22 protein-coding genes are annotated in these 22238 nt (G+C 65.2%); 7 read left to right on the top strand and 15 right to left on the bottom strand.

The features are described from left to right. The first annotated feature begins 195 nt into the window (after positions 1-195). Positions 196-1422, top strand: coding sequence for a CaiB/BaiF CoA transferase family protein (locus BM244_RS17610; protein WP_093400229.1), 1227 nt, complete (start codon positions 196-198; stop codon positions 1420-1422). A gap of 370 nt (positions 1423-1792) precedes the next feature. Beyond that, positions 1793-2692: a helix-turn-helix domain-containing protein gene (locus tag BM244_RS17605; RefSeq protein WP_093400228.1), complete on the top strand. Its 900-nt coding sequence runs from the start codon at positions 1793-1795 to the stop codon at positions 2690-2692. Positions 2693-2819: 127 nt separating this feature from the next. Here the strand turns inward: BM244_RS17605 and BM244_RS17600 are convergent, their stop codons facing one another. The 4 genes from BM244_RS17600 to BM244_RS17585 are packed head-to-tail and all read right to left on the bottom strand — an operon-like array spanning position 2820 to position 6327. Beyond that, positions 2820-3503 carry a DUF2889 domain-containing protein gene (locus tag BM244_RS17600; protein WP_093400227.1) on the bottom strand — a complete coding sequence of 228 codons (684 nt, stop codon included), beginning with the start codon at positions 3501-3503 and terminating at the stop codon, positions 2820-2822. A gap of 7 nt (positions 3504-3510) precedes the next feature. Next, positions 3511-4638, bottom strand: a complete 1128-nt coding sequence (locus BM244_RS17595) for a thiolase family protein (protein ID WP_093400388.1) — start codon at positions 4636-4638, stop codon at positions 3511-3513. A 29-nt stretch (positions 4639-4667) separates the two neighbouring features. Continuing rightward, positions 4668-5072, bottom strand: a complete 405-nt coding sequence (locus tag BM244_RS17590; RefSeq protein WP_093400226.1) for a Zn-ribbon domain-containing OB-fold protein — start codon at positions 5070-5072, stop codon at positions 4668-4670. A gap of 1 nt (position 5073) precedes the next feature. Continuing rightward, complete coding sequence (locus BM244_RS17585; protein ID WP_093400225.1) at positions 5074-6327, bottom strand: cytochrome P450; 1254 nt, start codon at positions 6325-6327, stop codon at positions 5074-5076. A gap of 242 nt (positions 6328-6569) precedes the next feature. On the opposite strand from BM244_RS17585, the gene BM244_RS17580 reads away from it, so the two are divergent. Genes BM244_RS17580 through BM244_RS17565 form a run of 4 tightly spaced genes read left to right on the top strand, consistent with a single transcriptional unit; the run spans position 6570 to position 10709 of the window. Beyond that, positions 6570-6800 (top strand): ferredoxin, encoded by a 231-nt coding sequence (locus BM244_RS17580; RefSeq protein WP_093400224.1) that lies wholly within the window; start codon positions 6570-6572, stop codon positions 6798-6800. Positions 6801-6823: 23 nt separating this feature from the next. After that, on the top strand, positions 6824-7657 hold the full coding sequence (locus BM244_RS17575; RefSeq protein ID WP_093400223.1) for a coniferyl-alcohol dehydrogenase: 834 nt from the start codon (positions 6824-6826) through the stop codon (positions 7655-7657). A 15-nt stretch (positions 7658-7672) separates the two neighbouring features. Then, positions 7673-9889: an acyl-CoA dehydrogenase family protein gene (locus BM244_RS17570; RefSeq protein WP_093400222.1), complete on the top strand. Its 2217-nt coding sequence runs from the start codon at positions 7673-7675 to the stop codon at positions 9887-9889. Between the two features lie 10 nt (positions 9890-9899). Then, positions 9900-10709 carry an enoyl-CoA hydratase/isomerase family protein gene (locus BM244_RS17565; protein ID WP_093400221.1) on the top strand — a complete coding sequence of 270 codons (810 nt, stop codon included), beginning with the start codon at positions 9900-9902 and terminating at the stop codon, positions 10707-10709. Positions 10710-10862: 153 nt separating this feature from the next. Here BM244_RS17565 and folE read toward each other — a convergent pair whose 3' ends face one another. From folE to BM244_RS17540, 5 genes are all read right to left on the bottom strand, one after another. Then, positions 10863-11501 (bottom strand): GTP cyclohydrolase I FolE, encoded by a 639-nt coding sequence (gene folE, locus BM244_RS17560; protein WP_254784532.1) that lies wholly within the window; start codon positions 11499-11501, stop codon positions 10863-10865. 121 nt (positions 11502-11622) lie between these two features. Further along, on the bottom strand, positions 11623-12336 hold the full coding sequence (locus tag BM244_RS17555) for a TetR/AcrR family transcriptional regulator (protein WP_093400220.1): 714 nt from the start codon (positions 12334-12336) through the stop codon (positions 11623-11625). 31 nt (positions 12337-12367) lie between these two features. After that, positions 12368-13837, bottom strand: coding sequence for an aldehyde dehydrogenase family protein (locus BM244_RS17550; protein WP_093400219.1), 1470 nt, complete (start codon positions 13835-13837; stop codon positions 12368-12370). A gap of 45 nt (positions 13838-13882) precedes the next feature. After that, on the bottom strand, positions 13883-14620 hold the full coding sequence (locus tag BM244_RS17545) for an SDR family oxidoreductase (RefSeq protein ID WP_093400218.1): 738 nt from the start codon (positions 14618-14620) through the stop codon (positions 13883-13885). 91 nt (positions 14621-14711) lie between these two features. After that, positions 14712-15494: a hypothetical protein gene (locus BM244_RS17540; protein ID WP_093400217.1), complete on the bottom strand. Its 783-nt coding sequence runs from the start codon at positions 15492-15494 to the stop codon at positions 14712-14714. A gap of 212 nt (positions 15495-15706) precedes the next feature. On the opposite strand from BM244_RS17540, the gene BM244_RS17535 reads away from it, so the two are divergent. Continuing rightward, the gene (locus tag BM244_RS17535; protein WP_254784531.1) at positions 15707-16132 is read left to right on the top strand and encodes a cupin domain-containing protein; all 426 of its coding nucleotides are present in this window, start codon (positions 15707-15709) and stop codon (positions 16130-16132) included. A 386-nt stretch (positions 16133-16518) separates the two neighbouring features. Here the strand turns inward: BM244_RS17535 and BM244_RS17530 are convergent, their stop codons facing one another. The 6 genes from BM244_RS17530 to BM244_RS17505 form a co-directional block, all read right to left on the bottom strand. Further along, positions 16519-16938, bottom strand: coding sequence for a nuclear transport factor 2 family protein (locus BM244_RS17530; protein ID WP_093400215.1), 420 nt, complete (start codon positions 16936-16938; stop codon positions 16519-16521). Positions 16939-16952: 14 nt separating this feature from the next. Continuing rightward, a complete protein-coding gene (locus BM244_RS17525) occupies positions 16953-17714 on the bottom strand; it encodes an SDR family NAD(P)-dependent oxidoreductase (protein ID WP_093400386.1) in 762 nt (253 codons plus the stop codon). 10 nt (positions 17715-17724) lie between these two features. Then, positions 17725-18894 carry an FAS1-like dehydratase domain-containing protein gene (locus tag BM244_RS17520; RefSeq protein ID WP_093400214.1) on the bottom strand — a complete coding sequence of 390 codons (1170 nt, stop codon included), beginning with the start codon at positions 18892-18894 and terminating at the stop codon, positions 17725-17727. Positions 18895-19046: 152 nt separating this feature from the next. After that, positions 19047-19460, bottom strand: a complete 414-nt coding sequence (locus BM244_RS17515; protein WP_093400213.1) for a nuclear transport factor 2 family protein — start codon at positions 19458-19460, stop codon at positions 19047-19049. Then, positions 19457-21145 carry a class I adenylate-forming enzyme family protein gene (locus tag BM244_RS17510; RefSeq protein WP_093400212.1) on the bottom strand — a complete coding sequence of 563 codons (1689 nt, stop codon included), beginning with the start codon at positions 21143-21145 and terminating at the stop codon, positions 19457-19459. The genes BM244_RS17515 and BM244_RS17510 overlap by 4 nt, the downstream gene beginning before the upstream one ends. Before the next feature lie 19 nt (positions 21146-21164). Then, positions 21165-22148, bottom strand: coding sequence for an acrylyl-CoA reductase (NADPH) (locus tag BM244_RS17505; RefSeq protein ID WP_093400211.1), 984 nt, complete (start codon positions 22146-22148; stop codon positions 21165-21167). Between the last annotated feature and the right edge of the window lie 90 nt (positions 22149-22238).

The following is a 22238-nucleotide window of genomic DNA, read 5'->3' as shown; positions in this document are numbered from 1 at the left end:
ATTGCACTGGCTATCGACAGCGTTTCTGGCTTCATCAACCGACGCCCGGGGATATCGCCGTGGCGTTGGCGACCACCGGCGTATCGTGCCAGCGATAGGAGCACCGCGCATCGCCCCCGCGCCTTGTCGCCGCCGCATCACCTTATAGGCTTCCGGGCAATAGGACGTCGGCACATTCCGACGCAGGGGAATGATATGACACACGTCATGAAGGGCGTCCGTGTGCTGGAAGTGGCGCAATTCACGTTCGTGCCGGCGGCAGGAGGCATCCTGGCCGACTGGGGGGCGGACGTCATCAAGATCGAGCACCCGGTGCGCGGCGATACGCAGCGCGGGTTCCTCAACATGGGCGGCGTGACGCTCGATCCTCAGCGCCACACGCTGTTCGAGCATCCTAATCGTGGCAAGCGCAGCGTCGGCATCGATATCTCGACCCTAGAAGGCCAGGAGATCCTCTACGAACTCGCCAAGACCTGCGACGTGTTCCTGACCAACTATCTCCCGCAGGTCCGCCAGAAGAACAAGTTCGACATCGAACATATTCGCGCGGTCAACCCGAACATCATTTACGCGCGGGGCAGTGCCCTCGGGAACAAGGGTCCCGAGCGCGAGATCGGCGGGTTCGACGGAACGTGTTTCTGGTCGCGCAGCGGCGTCGCCTATTCAATGACCCCTGCCGAACTCGACGGGCCGCTGACGCAGGGTATCGCCGCATTCGGCGACTCGATCGGCGGCATGTTCATCGCTGGCGGGATCGCGGCGGCACTCTACAATCGTGAAAAGACCGGCGAAGGTGCCGAACTCGACGTGTCCCTGCTCAGCGCCGCGTGGTGGGCGTCGGGCGCGCTGGTCTCGCAGGTGATGGAGACGGGCATCGTCACGCGCAACGGCATGCCTGTCTCGGGCGGCTCGACGCGCAATCCGTTCATGGGCAATTTCCGCACGTCGGACGGCGGCACGATCAACCTGTGCATGGTCAGCCCTACCGGCCTGATCGCCGACACGTTCGCGCATGTCGGCGTTCCGGAAGCAGCGAACGACCCGCGCTTTGCCGACGTGAAATTGCTCATCGAGAATGCCGGCGCCGCGAGCGACATCCTGGTCAAGGCGTTCGCCGCACAGCCCTTCGCCTATTGGCGCCAGCACCTGAAGACCATGAAGGGCCAGTGGGCACCGGTGCAAAGTTTCGAGGATCTGCTCACCGACGAGCAGGCGCTCGCCAACGATATGATCGTCGAAGTCGAGGGCGGCGATGGCGGTGCGCCGTTGCGCCTCGTCCGCGGCCCTGTGCAGTTCGACGGCAAGCCGCTCAAGACCACCCGCTCACCCCAGGCATCGGAGCATACAGAGTTGGTGCTGATGGAACTAGGCGTCGACTGGGACCGGATCGAGGACCTGAAGGCCAAGGGCGCGATCGCCTGAGTCGGTAATCCGAGTCGCGCGACCTGCCTCGTCGGCCCACGGCTTTTTCAGCTCGTCTACTGCGAGAACGTCCGGTTTGCCGACCGGATGGTCCGGCATATCGGCGTTCCGCCGATACATTTCGTCCTATGGTAAAAAAATAATCCTGTCCCCAAACCGCGATTTTACCGCACCGCACAATATCCCCCTGTTGGCGCTACCATCCTCGATTTGCGCCGCCATTCCGGCCCGATCACCTCTGCGATACACCCATTTCGGTAACAGATTTTTTGTGCCGCACAAATAAGTGAAGCCCCCTCGGTTTTGTTGACAATATGTCCGGCGTATTGAACAACCCTGTCTATTATAAAAAAATGATAGGAGAGCGGACATGGTTGCGAACGCATCGAACAAGGCAAAGATCGCCAAGCGCGTGATTGAAGTCCTCGAGTTTTTCGACGAGACGCATCCGCAGGCGACGGTGATGGATATCGTCCGTCGCTTCGACCGCCCGCAGTCCAGCACGTCCGAACTCCTGTCGAGCCTCGTCGAGGTGGGTTTGCTCTACAAGGACCCGCAGTCTCGCTCCTATTCCCCCACCCCGCGCGCCGCGATGCTCGGCTGTGCGGCACAACCCTCCGTCGTTCGGGATGGCCGGCTTACCGGTCTGATCGATCGCCTCAACGCGCAGACCGGGCTCGGTGTCGGCGTGTTCGGAATGGTCGGCCTCAAGGTGCAGATCTACACGTGGCGCGAGGGGCAGAAGCCGCTTCGCACCGCCAATTCCTTCGCGATCAGCGGCGGTCAGAAGGAGCATCTATGCGACTCCGCCGCCGGCCAGCTGCTGCTTTCGACGATCCCACCCGCACGCCGCGAAAGCATGCTGCGCCGCCTGAACGCCGAGGCTTCCGACGAACGCAAGTTCGCCTTCCCCGAAATGGCGGGCAAGCTCCAGAAGTGCCATATCGACGGTCAGATCGCCGGGCCGATCGGCTTCGACACGACTGCGCAGGTCGCCACCGTGCTGTTCCCCGACCAGCCCGCCAACCAGCCGCTCGCGATCGGCTTCGTCTACGATGCCAGCGAACAGGTCGACACGGCGGCGTTGCTGGAGACGTTGAACGATGCGGTCACTCGGTGCTTCTACAACCAGGAAGCCGCATTCACGGTGGTCCAGCCGTTGTTCGAGACCGGTCTTCCCTGCGCCGCAACGAGCCGCTTGCCCGAGCGCCTGCCGGTGTCGATGATGGCGCACCGGTCCACGATGCCCGGCGAGCGCGCGTATAGCTGAGCGGTCGCGAGGAAAGACGAGGAGCGGCCCGGCAGCGATGTCGGGCCCTTGCCGCTTATCTTGAGATCGCCAACCGGCATGTTCCCCCGCGGACGCGGGGGAACATCAAGGGTGAACCCGCGAAGGCCTATCCGGTTAAGGGCAGCGTATCGCCCGCAGAGAAATCCACGATCCGCCCCACACGCGACGCCCGCTGCTTGCGTCCTTCCTGAAACGTGAAGCAGGTCGCCGGCATTCGCGTCGCATCCGATTGCCGATCCATCGGGATCGCGCGACCATGTGCTATGATCGCTGCCCAACGCAGCAATCTGGCCGCCTCCCGTTCGGCTGGTTCCAGCGAAGCGATCCAGCCGCCGAGCTGGAACAGCGTCCCCTTGGATGCCGCGGCGGGTTCAACGATCAAGCCCGACTGCTCGACGAGGCGCAGCACATGCACCCCATCGCGCGCGATCTCGGCCACCCGGATGCCATCGACCGCATCGCTGACGGCGATCGCATACCGGGTCGGCGCGGCGTCGTGCGCGTGAGCTGCGGCAATCACCGCCATGTCGTGCAGATGGGTGCAGTTAATCGTCTTCTCACCCCGCGTCGCTACCGCTTCCAGCGCGACACCCGCGAACGTCGCTTCGAGTTGCGCGACCGCCCCCGGACAGGTCGACCACGGCGCGCGCAGCATTTCCGCCTCGACCCGCACGACGGTCGCACCGTCATGGTGCAGCGTGACGCCCATATGGTGATAATCGTCCTCGACCCATACGCTCACCGCGGTCTCGCCCGGCGTGACGAGCACATGCCGGTGGAACGCGGGCATCACCGGCTCAGTCCTTCGCCAGCAACAAGGCCGCTGCCATCGGCCCGCCGCCCGACGTCGCGATCGCGACGCGGGGATCGCCGCCGATCTGTCGCGCACCGCCCTCGCCGCGCAGCTGCACGACCGCCTCATACGCGAAACCGAAGCCGTGCAGACGTCCCCAGCCGAGCTGCCCGCCGCCCGTATTCATCGGCAGCTTGCCACCGCGCGCGATCCGCGTGCCGCCCTCGATGAAGCGCCCGCCCTCGCCGACCTCGCAAAAGCCGAGCCCTTCCAACCAGGTGATCGGCTGGAACGCGAACCCGTCGTAGAGCTGGACGGTATCGACGTCCTTTACGGTGTAATCGGTGTTCTTCCACAAATCGCGCCCGGTCGGATAGGCGCTCGCCCATTCCGCCTGGTCCCAGCTGTAGCGCTCGACCGACCCCGCGGACGCGGCGATGCGGATCGGAGTCGTCCTCACCTCGTCGAGCGCATCGCCCGCCGACACGATCACCACCGTCGAGCAATCGGTGAACCGGTCGCAATCGTACAGGCAGAACGGCGTCGAGATCATCCGCGCCGCCATATAAGTGTCCATCGTCAACGGCTGCTTCACGAGCGCACGCGGATTGAGCGCGGCGTTGGCGTGATCATTGAGCGCCACCTGCGCGAGCTGTTCGCGCGTCAGGCCATAGCGTTTCATGTGCCGCATCGCGAACTGCGCGGTCCAGTTGGCGGCCGAGAACGCCCCGAACGGCGACACCCATTGCGAATTGCCGGTGACGTCCTTGCGGCGCTCCATCGGCGGAAACTCGTCGGGCCGCGCCATCGCCGCTGCCTCATACACGGTGCGAAAGCAGATCACGTGCCGCGCGAGCCCCGCCTTCACCGCCGCCGCCGCCTCTGCAATCGCGCCGAGCTGCGCGGTCGTCTCCATCGCGCCGATATGCCAGCGCGTGGTGAGGCCGAACGCCTCGATCACGTCGTCCGACCCGATCGGCGAGAAGCCCAGATACGCCGCCATCTTGCCGGGATACGTCGCGACGCCATCGATCTGGTCGAGCGTCAGCCCGGCATCGGCAACCGCCTCGCGCACCGCATCCAGCGTCAGCCCGAGCGGCGACCGGGTCAGGCGAACGCCGACCTCGGACATGCCGAGCCCGGTAATGTACGCCTCACCCTTCACGCGATCTTCTCGAACAGCGGATACCAGATGCCGTCCTGCTCCTCGAACGTCACGCGCACCGGATCGTCGATCGCGACAGCATCGACCGGACAGCCGACGATGTTGGTCGTCAGGTACACGCCCGGCGCATCGTCGAGCTTCACGCGGGCGATGACGAACGGCACCTCCATGTCCTTCGCCCAGGCCTGGTGATTAACGGTGAACGTATCGACCACGCCGGTCCCCGAAACCGCGAACGGCGCGACGTTTTCCGACAGGCAATGCCGGCAGATCTCGCGCGGCGGATGGATGAAGCCGCCGCAATCGCCGCACCGCGCGATGTTCAGCTTGCCGTCCGCGCCACCGGTCCAGAACGCACGATTATCGTTGTCGATCCGGACGCGGGAGCGCTGCCAGACCAAGTCAGGCGTCCCACACCAGATGCATCTCCTCGATCCCCATCACATGTCCGCCGTGGAAGACGGGTGGACGCGCAGGATCGAGCCGGAACTCAGGCAACCGCGCGAGCATCTCCTCGTACAGCACCTGCAATTCGACGCGCGCGAGGTGCGAGCCGAGGCAGCGATGCGGGCCGACGCCGAACGCGATATGCACGTTGTTCTCGCGCTTCAGGTCGTAGGTATCGGGATGGGGGAATTCGGCAGCATCGAGATCGGCGGCGGGCAGCAGTAGCTTGACGATCTCGCCCGGCATCATCGTCGCGCCGGCCAGCTCGACCTGTTTCTTGATGATCCGCATCGGCACCGTGAAGGTGAAACGCCGCAGCATTTCTTCCGATGCCTCCGCGATCAGCTTCGGCTCCGCGCGCAACTGGTTCTGGAGCGCGGGGTCAAGCGCGAGACCACGCATCGCCAGCCCCATCCCGTTCATCACCGTGTCGAGCCCAGCAATGAACAGCAGGACGCCGTAATTCTCCATGTCGGCGAGCGTGGTCGGCTTGCCGTCGATCTCGATCTTCCACAGCATCGACAGGATATCGTCGCGTGGATTGTCCTTCCGGTCGAGCACGGTGTCGCGCATGGCTGCCGCGATCCGTTGCAGGCGTCGCATCGAGCCGGCGCGATCGGTGTCGATCGCCGCCATGTGCTCCTTGACGATCACGCGGTACTCGTCCTGCCGTTCTAGCGGCAGCCCGAGCATCTTCAGGAACACTTGCACCGGCAACGGCTCCGCGATCGCGGACATGAACTCACAGGCGCCGTCAGCCTTGACCGCGTCGATCAGTTCTGCCGCCAGGTCCTTGATGCTGGTCCGCAGCGAATTGATGGTCTTGGGCGAGAAGACCTTCTGGAGCGGCTGGCGGTATTTGGTGTGCTCGGGCGGATCGAGCGTGATCGGTACCGGCAATGGGATATGCGGCGCGCCCGGCGGCAGCGACGCGAGCATCGCATCCATCTGCGCCTTTGGTACGAACTCGCTGGAGAACGCCTCGGTATCGCGCGAGGCGGCATAGTTCGCGGCGTGGCTAAGGATCACCCAGCCACCGCCGTTGCGCGGCGTCCAGAACACCGGCGGCGCGTTGCGGACCATGTCGAGCAGGCGCCCATGCGGATTGACCAACAATTCCGGATCACCGTGGATATCGAAATCATAGACCAGTGCATCGGGCACGTGATCTGGTTTGGGAACGATCGAACTGAGCTGAGACTGTGCCATCTTGGGCCTCCGGTAACGTCGCATCTGCGGGCGGCGCGGCTCCGGCGAGCGCGCGTGTCGTACCGGAGCCTGTGTCGCGCGCACCCTCGGCAAAGGCAATGCCGAACCGCTCGGCATCGCCGCAGCGATCCAGCTGCCACGACCGCTTTCGCTGCTGCATCGCGGCGGCGATGAGGCACCGGCGTGGTTGATCGCGCGCCCCTTGTTCGTGCTAGATCGCCCTGAAGTTAAGGAGAGACGGGATGAAAGTCCGGATCGATAAATCGGGCTGTGTCGGCAATGCGCGGTGTGCGGCGGTCGCCGAGGCGCTCTTCCCGCTGGACGACGACGGCTACATCGCGATCGAGGCGTTCGACGTGCCCGCAGGCCAAGAGAAGGCCGCCAAGAACGGTGCGCGGTCCTGTCCCGAACGCATCATCTTCGTCGAGGAAGACGACGGCACGATCTCCTGGCCGCCGACCAAGCGCGCCTGACACCCCAATATTGTGGAGCACCTATGAGCGATATTCTCGGCTATAACGGCAAACGCGTCATCGTCACCGGCTGCTTCTCCGGCATGGGCGAAGCGACTGCCAAGCTGTTGCTGTCGCTGGGGGCCGAGGTCCACGGCCTCGACTACAAGCCATCCACGCTGCCGCTCGCGAGCTTCAACAACGTCGACTTGCGCGATCCCGGTTCGATCGAGGCGGGCGTCGCGGCGATCGGCGACAAGGTCGATGCGCTGTTCAACTGCGCCGGTCTGCCACAGTCCTTCCCCGCGATGGATGTGATGAAGGTCAACTTCATCGGCCTTCGCCACCTGACCGAACAGGTCCTGCCGTTGATGGGCCCGGGCGGCGCGATCGCCAGCATCGCCTCGACCGGCGGACTCGGCTGGAGCCGCCGCATCCCGACCAACATGGAGTTCGTCACCACCAAGGGCTTCGCAGCCGCAGTCGAATGGGCCGAGGCGCATCTGGAGGACACGATCAAGGAGGGCTACAGCTTCTCTAAGGAGAACGTGATCGTCTGGACGCAATATATGGGCGCGCACCTGATCAAGCAGGGCATCCGGATCAACTGCACCCTGCCCAGCCCGACGCAGACGCCGATGATGGCGGCCTTCCACGAGACGTCGGGCAAGGACGTGGTCGATGCCGCCGCCGAGCCGATGGGGCGCTATTCGACGCCCGAGGAACAGGCCGGTGGCCTTGTCCTGCTCAACAGTGCGCTCGCCGGCATCGTCAACGGCGTGGTCTTCCCGGTCGATGGCGGGTTCATGGGCGGTGTCGCGACCGGACAGGTCGATCTCAGCAAGATGATGCGCCGGGCGGCCCCCGCTGCGGCATAAGAATAGGACGGCGCGATGAATTTCGACCTGACCGACGACCAGGAAATGATGCGCGACATGTTCGCGCGCTTTCTCGACGAGAACAGCTCCACCGCGCGGGTCCGCGCTGCCGCACCGTCGGGTTTCGATGCTGCGCTGTGGAAGGGACTAGCCGAACAGGGCGCACTGTCGATCCGCGTTCCCGAAGCCTCGGGTGGGCTCGGACTGGGGCTGATCGACGCCGCTGTCTTGATGGAGGAAGCCGGCCGAACGCTGGCGTCGGGACCGCTCGCCGAGGCGCTGGTCGCCACGCGCTTGCTGGCGTTGCTGGGCGGCGACGCTGGCTGGCTTGAACGCGGAATGACCGGTGAGAGCGTCGTCACGATCGCCTTTCACGATATCGCCGATCAGCCGCGCCAGTGGATTGCCGGCGGCCTGATCGCAGAAGGCGTGATCGCACGAAACGGCAGCGACGTGGTGCTCGTCACCGTGGCGGATGGCGCGCGGGTCGCGGAGGAGAACCTCGCCGACACGCCGCTCGCCGAGCTCGATCTCGCAGCGCAGCCACAGGTCGTCCTCGCCTCGGGCGATGCCGCGCTGGCGACGTTCGCCGCCGCGATCGAGGAGTGGAAACTGCTCGTTTCCGCGGCACTTGCGGGGCTCGGGCGCGAGGCGCTCAAGCTAGCCGCGGCGTATGCGAGCGAGCGGAAACAGTTTGGCCAGTTCATCGGCCAGTTTCAGGCGATCTCGCACCCGCTCGCCGACCTGATCTGCGAGGTGGACGGCGGCAAGTTCCTCGTCTGGAAGGCGATCCGCGACATCGTCGACGGCACGCCGACCGCCGGGGCCGCGATCTCCGTGGCGGCGTGGTGGAACGCCGAAGCCGCCGCGCGCGCCACCGCGCAGGCGCTGCACACCTTCGGTGGCTACGGCCTGACCACCGAATACGACATCTTCCTGTTCAACCTGCGTGCCAAGGCCTGGCCGCTCGTACTTGGCGACCCGCAGCGGCTGCTCGACGAGGCCGGTCGGCGCCTCTACGCGGGCGAGACGACCGCGCTGCCCGACGCCGGCGAGAGCCCGATCGACTTCGATCTCGGCGACGACGCCAACGCGATCGCGCAGGAGATCCACACTTTCTTCGCCGCCAATGTCACGCCGGAAATGCGCGACAAGTTTCACTACAGCTGGGAAGGCTACAACCCGGAACTCAACCGCAAGCTCGCCGCCGAAAACCTGCTGTATCTCGGGTTGCAGAAGGACGTCGGCGGGCGCGGCCTGTCGCCCTATGCCAAGATCGCGGCGATGGATGCGTTCGAGCTCGAGGGGTATAATAACCCAGCGGCGGGCGTGTCGCAGATGGTCGCGCTGATCATCCACCGGTTCGGCTCGGACGAGCTCAAGCAGGACGTCCTGCCGCAGATCATGTCGGGCGAAGTCATATGCAGCCTGGGCTATTCGGAGCCGGGCGCGGGCTCCGACGTGTTCGCCGCGCAATGCCGCGCCACCCCGGATGGAAACGGTTGGCGGATCGACGGCACCAAGATGTTCACCAGCGGCGCGAACCTCGCCAGCTACGTCCTGATGCTCGCGCGCACCAACACCGAGGTCGCCAAGCACAAGGGGCTGACGATGTTCATCGTTCCGCTCAAGACCAATGGCGAACAGACCGAAGGCGTGACCGTCCAACCGGTCTACACCTTCCAGGACGAGCGGACCAACATCACCTTCTACGACAATGTGAAGATCCCCGACAGCTGGCGGCTTGGCGACGTCGATGGCGGCGTGAAGACGATGAGCGCCAGCCTCGAACTCGAGCACGGCGGCGGGTTCGCCAAGTATCAGCGCGCGATGCTCCACGCGGGCGAGCAACTGTGTCGCGAGATCACCAGACACGGCAAGCCACTGATCGGCGATCCGGCGGCGCAGACGCGACTGGCGCGCACCGTCGCGAACCTGTGGGTGTCCGAACTGCTCACGTTCCGTGCGACCTGGGTGATCGCCGAGAAGAAGACCAACCTCGCCTACGGGCCGATGGCGAAGATGTTCTCGTCGGAGAAATTTCTAACCGACGCGCGCGACCTGCTCGATCTGACCGCGCCGCTGTCGCTGTCGAAGCGCAACGGTACGGCGGCCGAGATTAACATGTTCTATCGCCATGCGCAGGGCTCGACGATCTATGGCGGCACCAGCGAAGTGCATCGCTCGATGATCGCCGAACGCGGCCTCGGCCTGCCGCGCACCCGCGCCTGAGGATAGCCACATGACCGATGCAACAGTTCCACCGCCGCATTTGCTGACCGAAGACCAGGACGGCATCCTGATCGCGACGCTCAACCGCCCGGACAAGCTGAACGCGCTGTCGGGCGAGACGATGGCGCTGTTCGAGACGGCGCTGCACCGGTTCCGCGATACGCCCGCGCTGAAGGTCATGCTGGTCCGCGCGAACGGCCGGTTCTTCAGCGCGGGGGCGGATTTGCGGGGCGGATCGTCGCGACCGCGGCCGACGACGGCGTCTGAGATCCGCGAAAACCACCGGCTCGGGCTGCACGGCATGCACCGGATCTACGACGAGATGGAGCATGTCGAGAAGCCGATCGTCTGCGCCATTCACGCCGATTGCGTCGGTGGCGGGCTCGAACTCGCTTTGTCCTGCGATTTCCGGCTGGCCGCGAAATCCGCGTCGTTCGGGTTCCCCGAAGGACTGTTCGGGGTGCTCCCCGCATCCAACGGGGTAAGCCGACTGACGCGGATCTGCGGCGCGCACTGGGCGCGGTGGCTGATCATGGGCAACCAGAAGGCCGACGCGGATCGTGCGCTGATCATGGGGCTGGTCCACGACGTTTTGCCCGACGACGGCTTCGCGGATGCGGCGCTGGCGTTCTGCCGGCATCTCACCAAGTCGAGCGGCGAACAGATGGGCGCGGCGAAGATCGCGATCGAGATGGCGAGCGAACTCGGGCCCGAGATGGGCCGGCACGTTGAGCGGATGGCGAACAGCGCGCTGATGCTCAATCCGGCGTATCTGGAGGGGATAGAGCGGTATATTTCGAAGCTTGGGTCGAAGGCGTAGCCGATCGGATCGGCAGAACGAGTTTCTATTCGGGGAGGGCGGAGCCCCTGAATGGCTTCCGCCTGCAAAAAATACGCTGCGCGCGATGCCCCGGAACCACACCACCGTGGCAACCTTGGCGCGTGCCCACAACCAGTTCCGGCGGCAGGCGACTTAGACAGCACGTCCCATCAGCGCGAGCACTTCCTTGCGACTGCGTTCGTCGTCGCGGAACACGCCCATCATCCGGCTCGTCACCATCGTCACGCCCGGCGTCCGCACGCCGCGCGCGGTCATGCAAGCATGGCTCGCCTCGATCACCACCGCGACGCCTTGCGGCTTGAGGTTGTCCCAAATGCAATCCGCCACTTCTGCGGTCAGTCGCTCCTGCACCTGCAATCGGCGCGCGAACCCATGCAGCACGCGCGCGAGCTTCGAGATGCCGACGACATAGTCGCGCGGCAGGTAGGCGATGTGTGCCTTGCCGATGATCGGCGCCATGTGATGCTCGCAATGCGACTGGAACGGAATGTCCTTCAGCAGCACGATCTCGTCATAGCCGCCGACCTCCTCAAACACGCGGTCGAGATGTTTTGCCGGATCGTCGCCATAGCCCGCGCAATATTCCTTCCACGCGCGTGCGACGCGCCGCGGCGTATCGAGCAGCCCCTCGCGGGTCGGATCGTCGCCTGCCCAGCGGATTAGCGTACGAACCGCCGACGCGACGTCTTCCGGCACGATCGGCTTGCCGTCTGATCCTCGTTCGTCGGTTATAGCACTGCTGCTATCGTCCCCATCGCATTCGACCCGCATAGCAATACCTTGTGTCAGTATATCAAAATTACATCGTATCTCTACGCTGCAAACGTACCATTTCGCTCAACAAGTGCGCGGTATGCGGACTGCAAGGATCGAACGGTGCCTTTGCAAAATCTCAATTCTTCGCCTCAGCCCGAAACTCTCGAATCCCAAGTTCCAGCAATCGCGATTCCGCACGCAGGAAATTGCGTACGTTCGGCGAGAACGCGCCCGGCAGCACCGTCGGCAGGATCCGATCGGTGGCGATCGTCACGACGCGTTCGATCCCCGTGTACAGCACCGTCGCCATGCCGGCCGCCGGGGTGCCGGGAACGCCGGGGTCCTGATCCATCTGCGAGATCAGCAATCCGATCACCGGCTGCGCGGCGTGGACGCGGTGGACCATCATCCGTTCGTCGCGCTGGTCGGCCATGCTGTTGCGCAGATGCAGGATCATCGAGTTGCGATGCCAGAACCCATGCAGCGCAGTGACGAACTCCAGGCAATGCACGTTCAGGTTTTCGTCCGGCCAGCGTTCGCGGAGATGCCGCAGATAGCTTGCTTCGGCATCGGCGGAAAGCGGCTCCAGTACCGCGAGCAGCAACTCGGTCAGGTCGGTGAAATATACATATAGCGACGTCATCCCGAGCGATGCCTGCCGCGCCACCGCGCTAAGCGAGATCGGCGCATCGAGCGATCCCGCCAGCAGTTCGTTGGTCGCGGCTATAATCCGGTCGCGCGTGTCGCGCCCCTTGCGGCCAAGCCGTTGCCCGTTAAGGTTATGGCTGACCACCTTCGCCGCCGCCGGCCCGCGTGGCTTTACCGTCTCCGCCGGTTGAATAACATCCACGCCCGCATCCCGTCCTAGCCTCGGCGCCCGATCATGCCGCGCGCCATGCGATCAACTTGGTCTCTAGAAACTCCTCGATTCCCTCGAGACCCCATTCGCGGCCCATACCAGACGCCTTGTAGCCGCCAAACGGTATATCGCCGGCGATGCTCATCCCGCCATTCACGCTCATCGTGCCGGTGCGGACGCGCTTGGCGATCTTCATCGCCCGGTCGAGATCGCCCGACGACACGCCGCCGCCCAGCCCGTAATCGCTGTCGTTGGCGATCCGGATCGCATCCTCGTCGTCCTCGAACGGGATCACCACCAGCACGGGTCCGAAGATCTCCTCCTGCGCGATCCGCATGTCGTTGGTGACGTCGACGAAACAGGTCGGCTCGATGAAATAGCCACCGCCCTTGTCGGGGCGCATCTTGCCGCCTGCGATCATCGTCGCGCCTTCCCGCTGGCCGAGTTCGATATACGACATCACCCGCTCCATCTGCCGCCTCGACACGACCGGCCCCATGATATGCTTGGGCTCGTCGAACACGCCCCAATTGTCGCCAAAACTCGCATACGCATGCTTGAGGATCCCCTTGGCCTCCTCATAGCGGCTCTTCGGCACGAGCAGTCGCGATTGGACCGCGCAGCCCTGCCCCGCATGGAACACCAGCATGGTCTGCGCGACGTCCATCGCGAAGTTCGGCGCGTCGTCGAGCACGATCTTGGCCGACTTGCCGCCGAGTTCGAGGAACACGCGCTTCAGCGTGTCCGCACCCTGCTGCATGATCCGCTTGCCGACGCCGGTCGAGCCGGTGAACGAGATCAGGTCGACGCGCTTGTCCTTGACCAGCATCTCGCCCGCGAGCGCCGGATCGCCGCCGAACACCACGTTGAGCACGCCCTTGGGGAAGCCCGCCTCGATCGCCAGCTCGCCGAAGATCGCGCCCATGCCCGGCGTGTCGGGTGCGGGCTTGAGGATCACGGTGCAGCCCGCCAGCAACGCGGCGACGACCTTGCCGACATTGACGTACAGCGGCACGTTCCACGGGGTGATCGCGGCGACCACGCCGATCGGCTCATACACCGCCTTGCGCAACGTCTCGAAGCCGTAGGACGTCCGGCCGCTGTAATCGCGCTCCCACGTCACCTTCGGGAAAGCGGCGATGTAATCGTCCCAGCCTTCCATCGCCATGTCGACATGCGCGCGACCGACCGCGCCCCAGGCGGCGCCCGCCTCGTGCCGCGCCAGGTCCGACAGGCGTTCCTTGTTCGCCGCGAACAGATCGCGCAGCTTGGTGACCAGCTGGAGACGTAGATCGACGTTCGTCGACCAGCCGGTATCGTCGAACGCGCGCCGAGCCGCTGCGATCGCCGCCTCGACATCCGCCGCCGATGCATCCGCCGCCTTGCCGACAGGCTCGCCGGTCCACGGGCTGATCACGTCGAAGGTCTTGCCGCCCTCCGCATCGCGGAGTTCGCCATCGATGAACAGCTTGGCGTCGGGAAGGGTCATCATGGCGAGGGTCTTTCTAACGGGAACAGGGGAATCAGGGTCGACGGATCAGCGCCGGCTGCCGCTGAGTGTGACGAGGCCGACATGGAGATCGGCGGGCATGTCGAGCACCGCGCGAAACGCGTCGGTGACTGAATTGTAATGCGAGATCGGCCGTTCGCGCAGGTTGATGCCGATCTTGGCGTTCTCCTGCGCGAACTTGACTGCGACCTCCATCGGCCAGCCGCTGCCGGTCTTGGTCTCGTCCATCATCATGCCCGCGCGAACCACGGTGACGCGAACGCCCTCCGCCTCGAGCTCACGACCCCACATGTGCGAAACGAGTTCAAGCCCGGTCTTGGCGCCCGCATACATCCACAGCATCGGCATCTGCAGCGCGACGGATTCGCTGGTGACGTTGATGATATGCCCGCCGCCGCGGAGCAACGGCAGCGCGGCGCGCGCGCAGAAGACCGGACCGGCGAGATTGATCGATATCTGGTTGAGGATCTGATCGTCGCGCGCATCGGTCAGCGTGAACGGCTCGTAGACGCCCGCATTGTTGATCAGCACGTCGATCTTCGAATGCGTTTCGGCGATCCCCGCAAAGACGCTGCGCACCGCATCGGGGTCCGCCACGTCGCACTGTATCGCGACGTGCGGCGCGCCGATCTCGTCCGCGACCGCCTGCACCTTCGACAGCGTCCGACCTAACAGGATGACGGTCTCGCCATCGGCGGCGAAGCGGCGGGCCAGCGCGCGGCCGAGACCATCGCCCGCTCCCGTGATCACGATCGTTTTTGTCACGTATCCGCTCCTACATGCTTTGACGTTAAGTGCCCCGCGCGCGCCGCATGCGGCAAGGGCCGACCGTATCGTGCGCGCGATGCTTGCGAGCTCAACCTGCGGGCCGCGCGAAGTCGGCCGGATAGACTGACAGGTCACCGTCATACGCGACCCCCCCCGGCCAGAACGCGCCGCCGCTGACCTTGCGGAAATAATGCACCGTCCGCGCAACCGAGCCAGCCGAGGAACGCGGCGCCATCGCGATGCCACTGGGCGAAACGCCGCGTGCGCGTGCGCTGAAATCCTTCACCGTGAACAGCAGGTCATCGGTCTGGAGCGCGCAGAGGACGAGGTCGCTACCAGGGCAATAGCGGACCGGCTCGACCTGCAGCGGCGACAGGCGGCCGCGCTTCATCGCCACCTTGCCGGGGACGCGCGTCACTTCCGGGCCGTGCACGTCGGTGTACCATTGCTGATACTCCGCCTCGCGACCCGCAACGAAATTGGCGAGAATGATGCTGACGCCCGACAACGGCTTGTCGGGTTGGTGGTTGGGGCTGGATACCCAGTCCGAATACATCGCATAGCTGTGGATACGTTCGCTCTCGTCGGCATCGTCGATCAGCCCGGCATCGCGTGCCTCGGCGAGCAGCGGCGCGAGCGCGGGCAGGTCGATTGCCGGCGCCGGATAGTCGAAATCATAGACGCTCACGAACCGCCACGGCTGCGGAATGTCGGGCATGACCTGTTCGGGCGTCACCTCGTACCGATCGGCCGTCACGAACCCGCGCAGCCGTTTTAGCGCGTCGCAGTGAGGCCCGTCGAACCATGCGCCGTACGCATCCTCGCGCCCCGCCAACACGTTGTGAAGGTGGATCGTCGTGTACAGGCTCATCCCTCGTCCCTTCGCTTTGCGCGTTCGGAGGGGTCTAAGCCGTGGCGCACGAAAGCCATATCGCGGGTGCGATTTGACCCATCGGGCGGCATGTACCATCCTCCACGCGTCGCTCCGGGAGACCTCCGATCGCTACCACCAACCCTCGCTTCGCGCTCTTCCGCGCCGCCGACGCGCGCGACTTCGAGGAAAGCGGCATCATGTCGCAGGGCATGCCGACCGAAATCGAGATGACCGGCGCGGTCGCCGCGATCGATGCCGGGATGCTCGAGGGTACGACGGTCAAGCTGCTGTTCGAGATGCCCGGCCTCAGCCTGACGCACGCCTGGTTCAAGAGCGGCTTCCCCCTGCCCCGCCACACGCACGACGTCGACTGTCTGTATTATATTGTCGCCGGTTCTCTTCGCGTCGGCACCGAGACGCTTGCGAAGGGCGATGGGTTCTTCGTCGGCGCCGACGTACCCTATCATTACGTGCCGGGCGCGGACGGCGTGGAGGTATTGGAGTTCCGCGGCTCGAACAGCTTCGACATCAAGCTGGTCGCGGACAATCCCGCGTTCTGGGCGAAGGCGGTGGGTACGGTGAACCGCAGTCGCGAGAACTGGGCGAATGAATTGCCGCCGTCCGCGATGACGTAGAATCGATCATCTCGGCTGCGTCACCGACACCCCAGGACCTCCCCGGCGAAAGCCGGGGCCCAGTTGGAGAGGTGGCAATAACGGCGCACTGTCCGTCATCATAGCCGTCCCCCAACTGGGCCCCGGCCTCCGCCGGGGAGGCGGATCTAGAGCGCGCGTGCAGTCGCTGGGCGGCAATTTTGTCGGGAAGATGCGTGTGTGCCTCGTCCGCTGCACGGGCTTGCTCGGCGATTATCCCCTTGCCGCCCGCCAACCATGTTTCCCCGCGAAGGCGGGGACCCAGACTGGGCTCCCGCCTTCGCGGGAGAACAGGTAGCAGGCATGATGCCTCGTGACGACAGCCTGCATACACCGCTCGCGGGCCGGTTCCGAACGAGGGCACTTTCCTACTCCGCCACCCGCATATCCACAAACAACCGCGTCAGCCGCGACTCCGCGATCCGCCACGCGCCATCCACCCGCGCATAGCGCTCATGATAATGCCCCGCGGCGTCCAGCACGCGCCCGTTCGGCCAGGTCAGCCGATCCTGCATCGCCCAGACCGCCCGCGCGCCGTGCCCATCGAGCTCGATCTCCGGCGAATGGACGTGATGCACCGTCACCGCCGGCTCCAGCGATGTGCGGATGTACGCCACCGCCGCATCGCGCCCGTCGAGCCGCGGTCCGCCCGATGCGGTCGCGTCGATCACCGCGTCCTCGGCGAACAGCGCAGCGAACCCTGTCCAATCTTTCGTGTCCAGCAATCGGCAATACCGCGCCTTCACATTCGCGATCGCCAGCCAGTCGTCGAACGCGATCTCCGTCAAAACCGGGGCCTTCGTCAAAACCGGAAGCCGCGCATCTGGTTGCCGCCGTCGCACAGGATCGTCTGGTTGTTGACGAAGCTGCCCTCGTCCGACGCTAGGAACACGCCGAGGTTGGCGATGTCCTCGGCCGTGCCCTGCCGCCTGACCGACTGCATGCCCTTCAGCCGCTCCCACGTATCGTCGGCGACTCCGCCGCGTGCCGCCTCGGTCTGCATCAGTCCCGGCGCGATCCCGACGCAGCGTATCTCATCCGCGCCGAACTGCATCGCCATAGCGTTCGTGAAGACGTTGAGCGCCGCCTTGGTGATCCCGTAGGCGGTCGCGGGCGTGTAGCTCGCCATCGACGACTTGTTGATGATCAACCCCTTCGCCTTGGCGAGCGCGGGTCGCAGCGCCTCGGCGAGCAGGACCGGCCCAAGCGTGTTCACGGCGAAGAACTGTTGCCACTTCGCCATGCCGAGCCCGAAGAACCCGCGCTGGATCTCGCCCGCATGCATCCCCGCATTGTTAATCAACACGTCGAGGCTGTCGTGCAGCGCCAGCACCACGGCCGCAAACGCGAGGATATCCTCTTCGACGCCAAGATCGACCCGGTGGACAGATGCGCTGCCCCCCGCGCGCTCGACCAGCGCCTTGCTTTCATCGAGCCCGTCCAGCTTCAGATCGGCCAGCACCAGATGCGCGCCCTCGCGCGCGAACGCCTCGGCATAGGCACGGCCGAGGCCACCCGCCGACCCCGTCACCAGCACCGTCTTGCCCGAGAATTTACCTGCCATCATCCGTTCCTCATGCCGGCCGCCTGGGCAGTTCGACCTCGGCCTTCGCGGTTGCCAGGATCGCGCCGGTCTGGTTCTGCATCTTCACCTCGATCTGCACCATGTGGCGACCGTCCGCGTCGATGAAGACGTCGGTCACGGTCGCGGTCTGGATCGTGATGTCGCCGGTCAGCGCGGGGCTCCGGTAATTGCAGGCGCTATGCCGCACCATGCCCCATTCCCCCGCCCAGCCGGCGAGATAGTCGGTGATCCACGCGCCCATTGACGCGCCATAGCCATAGCCGCGTGGCATGCCGATGAAGCGGGCCCAGCGCGGGAACAGATGACCGCGCGACGGCCCGATATAGGCGCCATCGGTGTTCTCGGGATTGATCGCCTCCTCGGTCGGGTCCTGCTCGGGCCCCGCCATCGGCCCGGTGAAACCGAGTTCGGCCATGTTCAGGTCGGTGCGGCGGTGCATGCTGCCCCACTGCGTGAACGTGTAGCTGCGCCATTCGGTAGTGAAGCTGACGATCGAATGCGGTCCGAACACGCGTTCGGGCAGGACATCGCCGACCTTCACCGTATCCCAATAGCGCGCACTGTGGCCGAGCTCATGGAGCATCTGGATCCATGCGAACTTTCGTGTCTCCAGCGCCTCGAGTTCCTCGTCGCCCCAGATTGGATCGTCCTGGTTGTCGGTCGGGGTGTTTGCCTGCCCCGCCGCCTGGCTGTAGCGGATCGAGGTCGAGCGCTGCTTGGCGATCAGGTCGCCGTGCTGGTTGTAGTAAAAATTGTCGCCGCGCTGGAAGCAGGTCGGGCCACCGAACTTGGTCTCCTTGACGGTATAGTCGAACGGGATGCGCTCGTTCCACACCCGGTCGCCCGCGACGATGCGCGGACCGTAGAACCACCATTCGTCGCCGCCGAACAGCATGTGCGAATTGGGAATGAGGCCGATACAGGACGGCGCGGAGCCGTGGCCGTCGTCCATCGTCACAGGGAAGGATTGCGGCGCGATCAACTGCCCGAAGCGGCTCTGCATGCCGTACATCGCATCGTAATGCAGGCGGTTCGGGTAATGCATCGCCTGCACCCAGCGGCGGATATCGTTGTTCGCGAACGGATCGACCATCCGCGCCGGCTGCATCGGCTTGCCCAGATACGTATCGATATCGGACGTGTCGAGAATGATGCTCATGGCCTGCTCCTGGGAGATCCGTGGATCGATCGTTGCATCTGTTGTCCGGCGGCCCGGACAAAAGGCAAGGCGGCCACGGCACTCATCGCGGGAGCGTTCCGCAGGCATCGCGGGAGCGTCCCGCAGGCATCGCGGGAGCGGTTTGGCGGTCTTTAGACAGGCCGCGAGAAGGTGATCCGCGCGATCCGCCAGCCGTCTTCGCCGTACCGGAACACGTCGGCATAGCGACCGAGCACGATCGATATCTCGCCCGTCTCACGCCGTTTCGACTGCGCCGTCACGATCCAATCACCGGTCGCGCCATCACCGTTGATCTCGATGCGCGGAGAGTGGAGCATGTGGATCATCCACACGCTGCCGCCCGCTATGGCGTCACACAGGAAGTCGGTGATCGCGGCGGGTCCGTGCAGCAGTCCATAACCGTAATCGCCAACGAAGTCGGCGGTGAAGACGTCTGCCAACATCCCCCGCGCCGCTACGATGTCCTCGGCCGCAGTATCGGCGGCACGGCAATATCGCGCCTTCAGATTGGCGATCGCCAGCGCCTGCGCGGCGATATCGCTCACGCCAGCCGCTTGACGACCAAAGCCTTCAGATCCGCCGTCTTGATCTTCGCGCTACCGGTCAGTTCCAGTTCGTCCTCGCCGAAGAACAGCACGCGGCGCGGCACCTTGTAGCTAGCGAGACTTTCCTTGGCGAAGCGACGCACGCCCTCCTCGTCGAGTGTCGCGCCGACATGCGGGACGATGCACGTCACGACCAGCTCGCCCAGCGTGTCGTGCGGCACGCCGACCGTCTGCGTTACCTTCACGCCGGGTAGCGCCTTCAGCACGGTATCGATCTCGATCGGCGAGACGTTGGCGCCGCCTGTCTTGATGATGTCGTTCAGCCGCCCCTCCCAGTGCAGCCGGCCTTGCACATCGAAATAACCGCCATCGCCGGTTCGGAAAAATCCCTCGTCGTCGAGCGTCTCGTCGAGCGGCACGCCGATATAACCGAGCATCATCGTCGCGCCTTTAACCGCGAGTTCACCGCGTTCGCCACGCGGCACGACCGCGCCGGTCAGTGGATCGACGACCTTGAACACGTTGCCCGCCAGCGGATAGCCGTGCCCCACGCCCGCCTTAGCCTCCGGCGTACCCGAATCGTAGATTGCACTGATCGTGAAGGTCTCGGTATTGCCGTACGCCGACCACGGCTCCTGCCAGTCGGTGTCGATCGTCGGGTGCTTCGCGAGCGCGACGTTGACGTAATGCAGGCTCGACAGGTCGACGTCCGCCCAGTTCGCAGCGCCTTCCAGTTGCGCATATTGGTGCGGCCAGGCGAACGCCATCGTCGCCCGCTCGCGCTCCATCAGCGCCAGCGCCTCCTCGGGCTGGAAAATCGCCTGGAGGATCAGGCTGCCACCGCTCGACAGCGCGCCGCCGATCGCCATCGCGAAATTGCCCGACCAGAAGAACCCGTTGGCGGACCAGGCGCGCGCATCCGGCCCCGCCTGCAGAAAGCGTTTCCAGCGCCATAGCTGCAACGTCGGGCCACGGTGTGCGCTGAGAATGCCCTTGGGCTTGGCGGTCGATCCCGACGAGAAGAACAGCACGCCCGGATCGGCCGGGGTGACGGTCGCCGCAGTCGCATCGACCAGCGCCTGCGCCACGCCATCGCCGCGCCCGAGGAACGCATCCCACGCCTCCACGGCACCACCGCCGCCGTCGCCGCCACCGATCGATACGATGTGGCGCAGGAACGGAAACCGCAGCGAGGCCAGCATACCAGGCGTCGCGGTCGCTATCTCCGGCTCCAGCGCGCCGATCGTCTCGACGAAATCCTTCTTGAGCACCGTGCGTTCGAGCAGCAGCACCGAACAGGCCGAGCTTTGCAGCAGGTGATCCAGTTCGGCCTGCGTCGAGAACGTACTGAGCGTCGCCGCCACCCCACCCGCCAATGCCGTACCGAACACCGCTGACAGGAATTCCGGCCGGTTCGTCATCAGCACGCCGACCCGCGTACCCTTCCCGACCCCGCACGCGATCAGCGCGCGGGCGACCGCGTTCGCACGCTCCCATAGGTCGTCATAAGACCAGCGGATCGTCACCTCGACGCCGTCCAGCCCAGCCTCGTGCAGCACCAGCGCCTCGCTCGAGCCGTACAGCGCGGTGACTTCGCGCAACCACCCGCCGAGCGTCAGCGCGCCGATGCCGGGCTCGTCCGCAAGCGGCGGCCCGGCGACGATCAAAGGGAGCGGTTCGGTCATGATGCACCTGTTGTTTGGATCAACGGTTCACGTCGACCAGCACGCGGCCGCGCACCTTACCGTCAATCAGGTCCGCCGCAGCCTGCACCGCGTCCGCGAGGCCGACTTCGGTAGCGATCGAGTCAAGCAGCGCCGGGTCGAGATCGTTCGCCAGCCGCTGCCACGCGACCAGGCGTTTGGCCTTCGGCGCCATGACGCTGTCGATCCCGAGCAAGCTGACACCGCGCAGGATGAACGGCATCACCGACGACGGGAAATCCGCCCCCTGCGCAAGGCCGCACGCCGCGACGACGCCGCCATATTTGGTCGCAGCGACCGCGTTGGCGAGCGTGTTGCTGCCGACCGAGTCCACCACCGCCGCCCAGCGCTCCTTCTGGAACGGCTTGCCCGGTGCGCTGAGTTCCGCACGGTCGATGATCGACGTCGCGCCGAGTGTCTTCAGGTACTCGCCCTCGGACGCCTTGCCGGTCGCCGCGACAACGGTGAAGCCGAGCTTCGCCAACAGCGCGACCGCGACGCTGCCGACGCCGCCGGTCGCGCCGGTCACCAGGACCTCGCCCTTGTCGGGCGTAACGCCCGCCGAAACCAGTGCCTCGACGCACAGCGCGGCGGTGTATCCCGCCGTCCCGATCGCCATCGCCTGCTTCGGCGTGAACGCAGACGGCAGCGACACCAGCCAATCGCCCTTCAACCGCGCGACCTGGCCGAGCCCGCCCCAATGCGTCTCGCCGACACCCCAGCCGTTGAGCACGACGGTGTCGCCAGTCTTCCAGTCGGCATGGCTGGACTCGCGGACGGTGCCGACAAGGTCGATTCCCGGCACCATAGGAAACTTGCGTACCACCGGGCCCTTGCCGGTGATCGCGAGGCCGTCCTTGTAGTTGAGCGTCGAGTAGGCGACGTCGATCGTGACGTCGCCCTCCGGCAGATTGGCTTCGTCGACCTGCGTGACGGCTACGGTCTGGCCGGCATCGGTCTTGTCGATCAGGATGGCTGAAAACATCGTCGCTCTCCGGAAGTGGCGACGCGACCATCGGGTGTTATCCGGACCGTCGCGTCGAGAAATGCTGCGACGCCATCCTCCAGACTATAG

It is taken from the genome of Sphingomonas sp. OK281, from assembly GCF_900115295.1.
Classification (GTDB): domain Bacteria; phylum Pseudomonadota; class Alphaproteobacteria; order Sphingomonadales; family Sphingomonadaceae; genus Sphingomonas.
The sequence above is the reverse complement of the archived record's forward strand: the minus strand, read 5'-3'. Positions and strand labels throughout refer to the sequence as shown.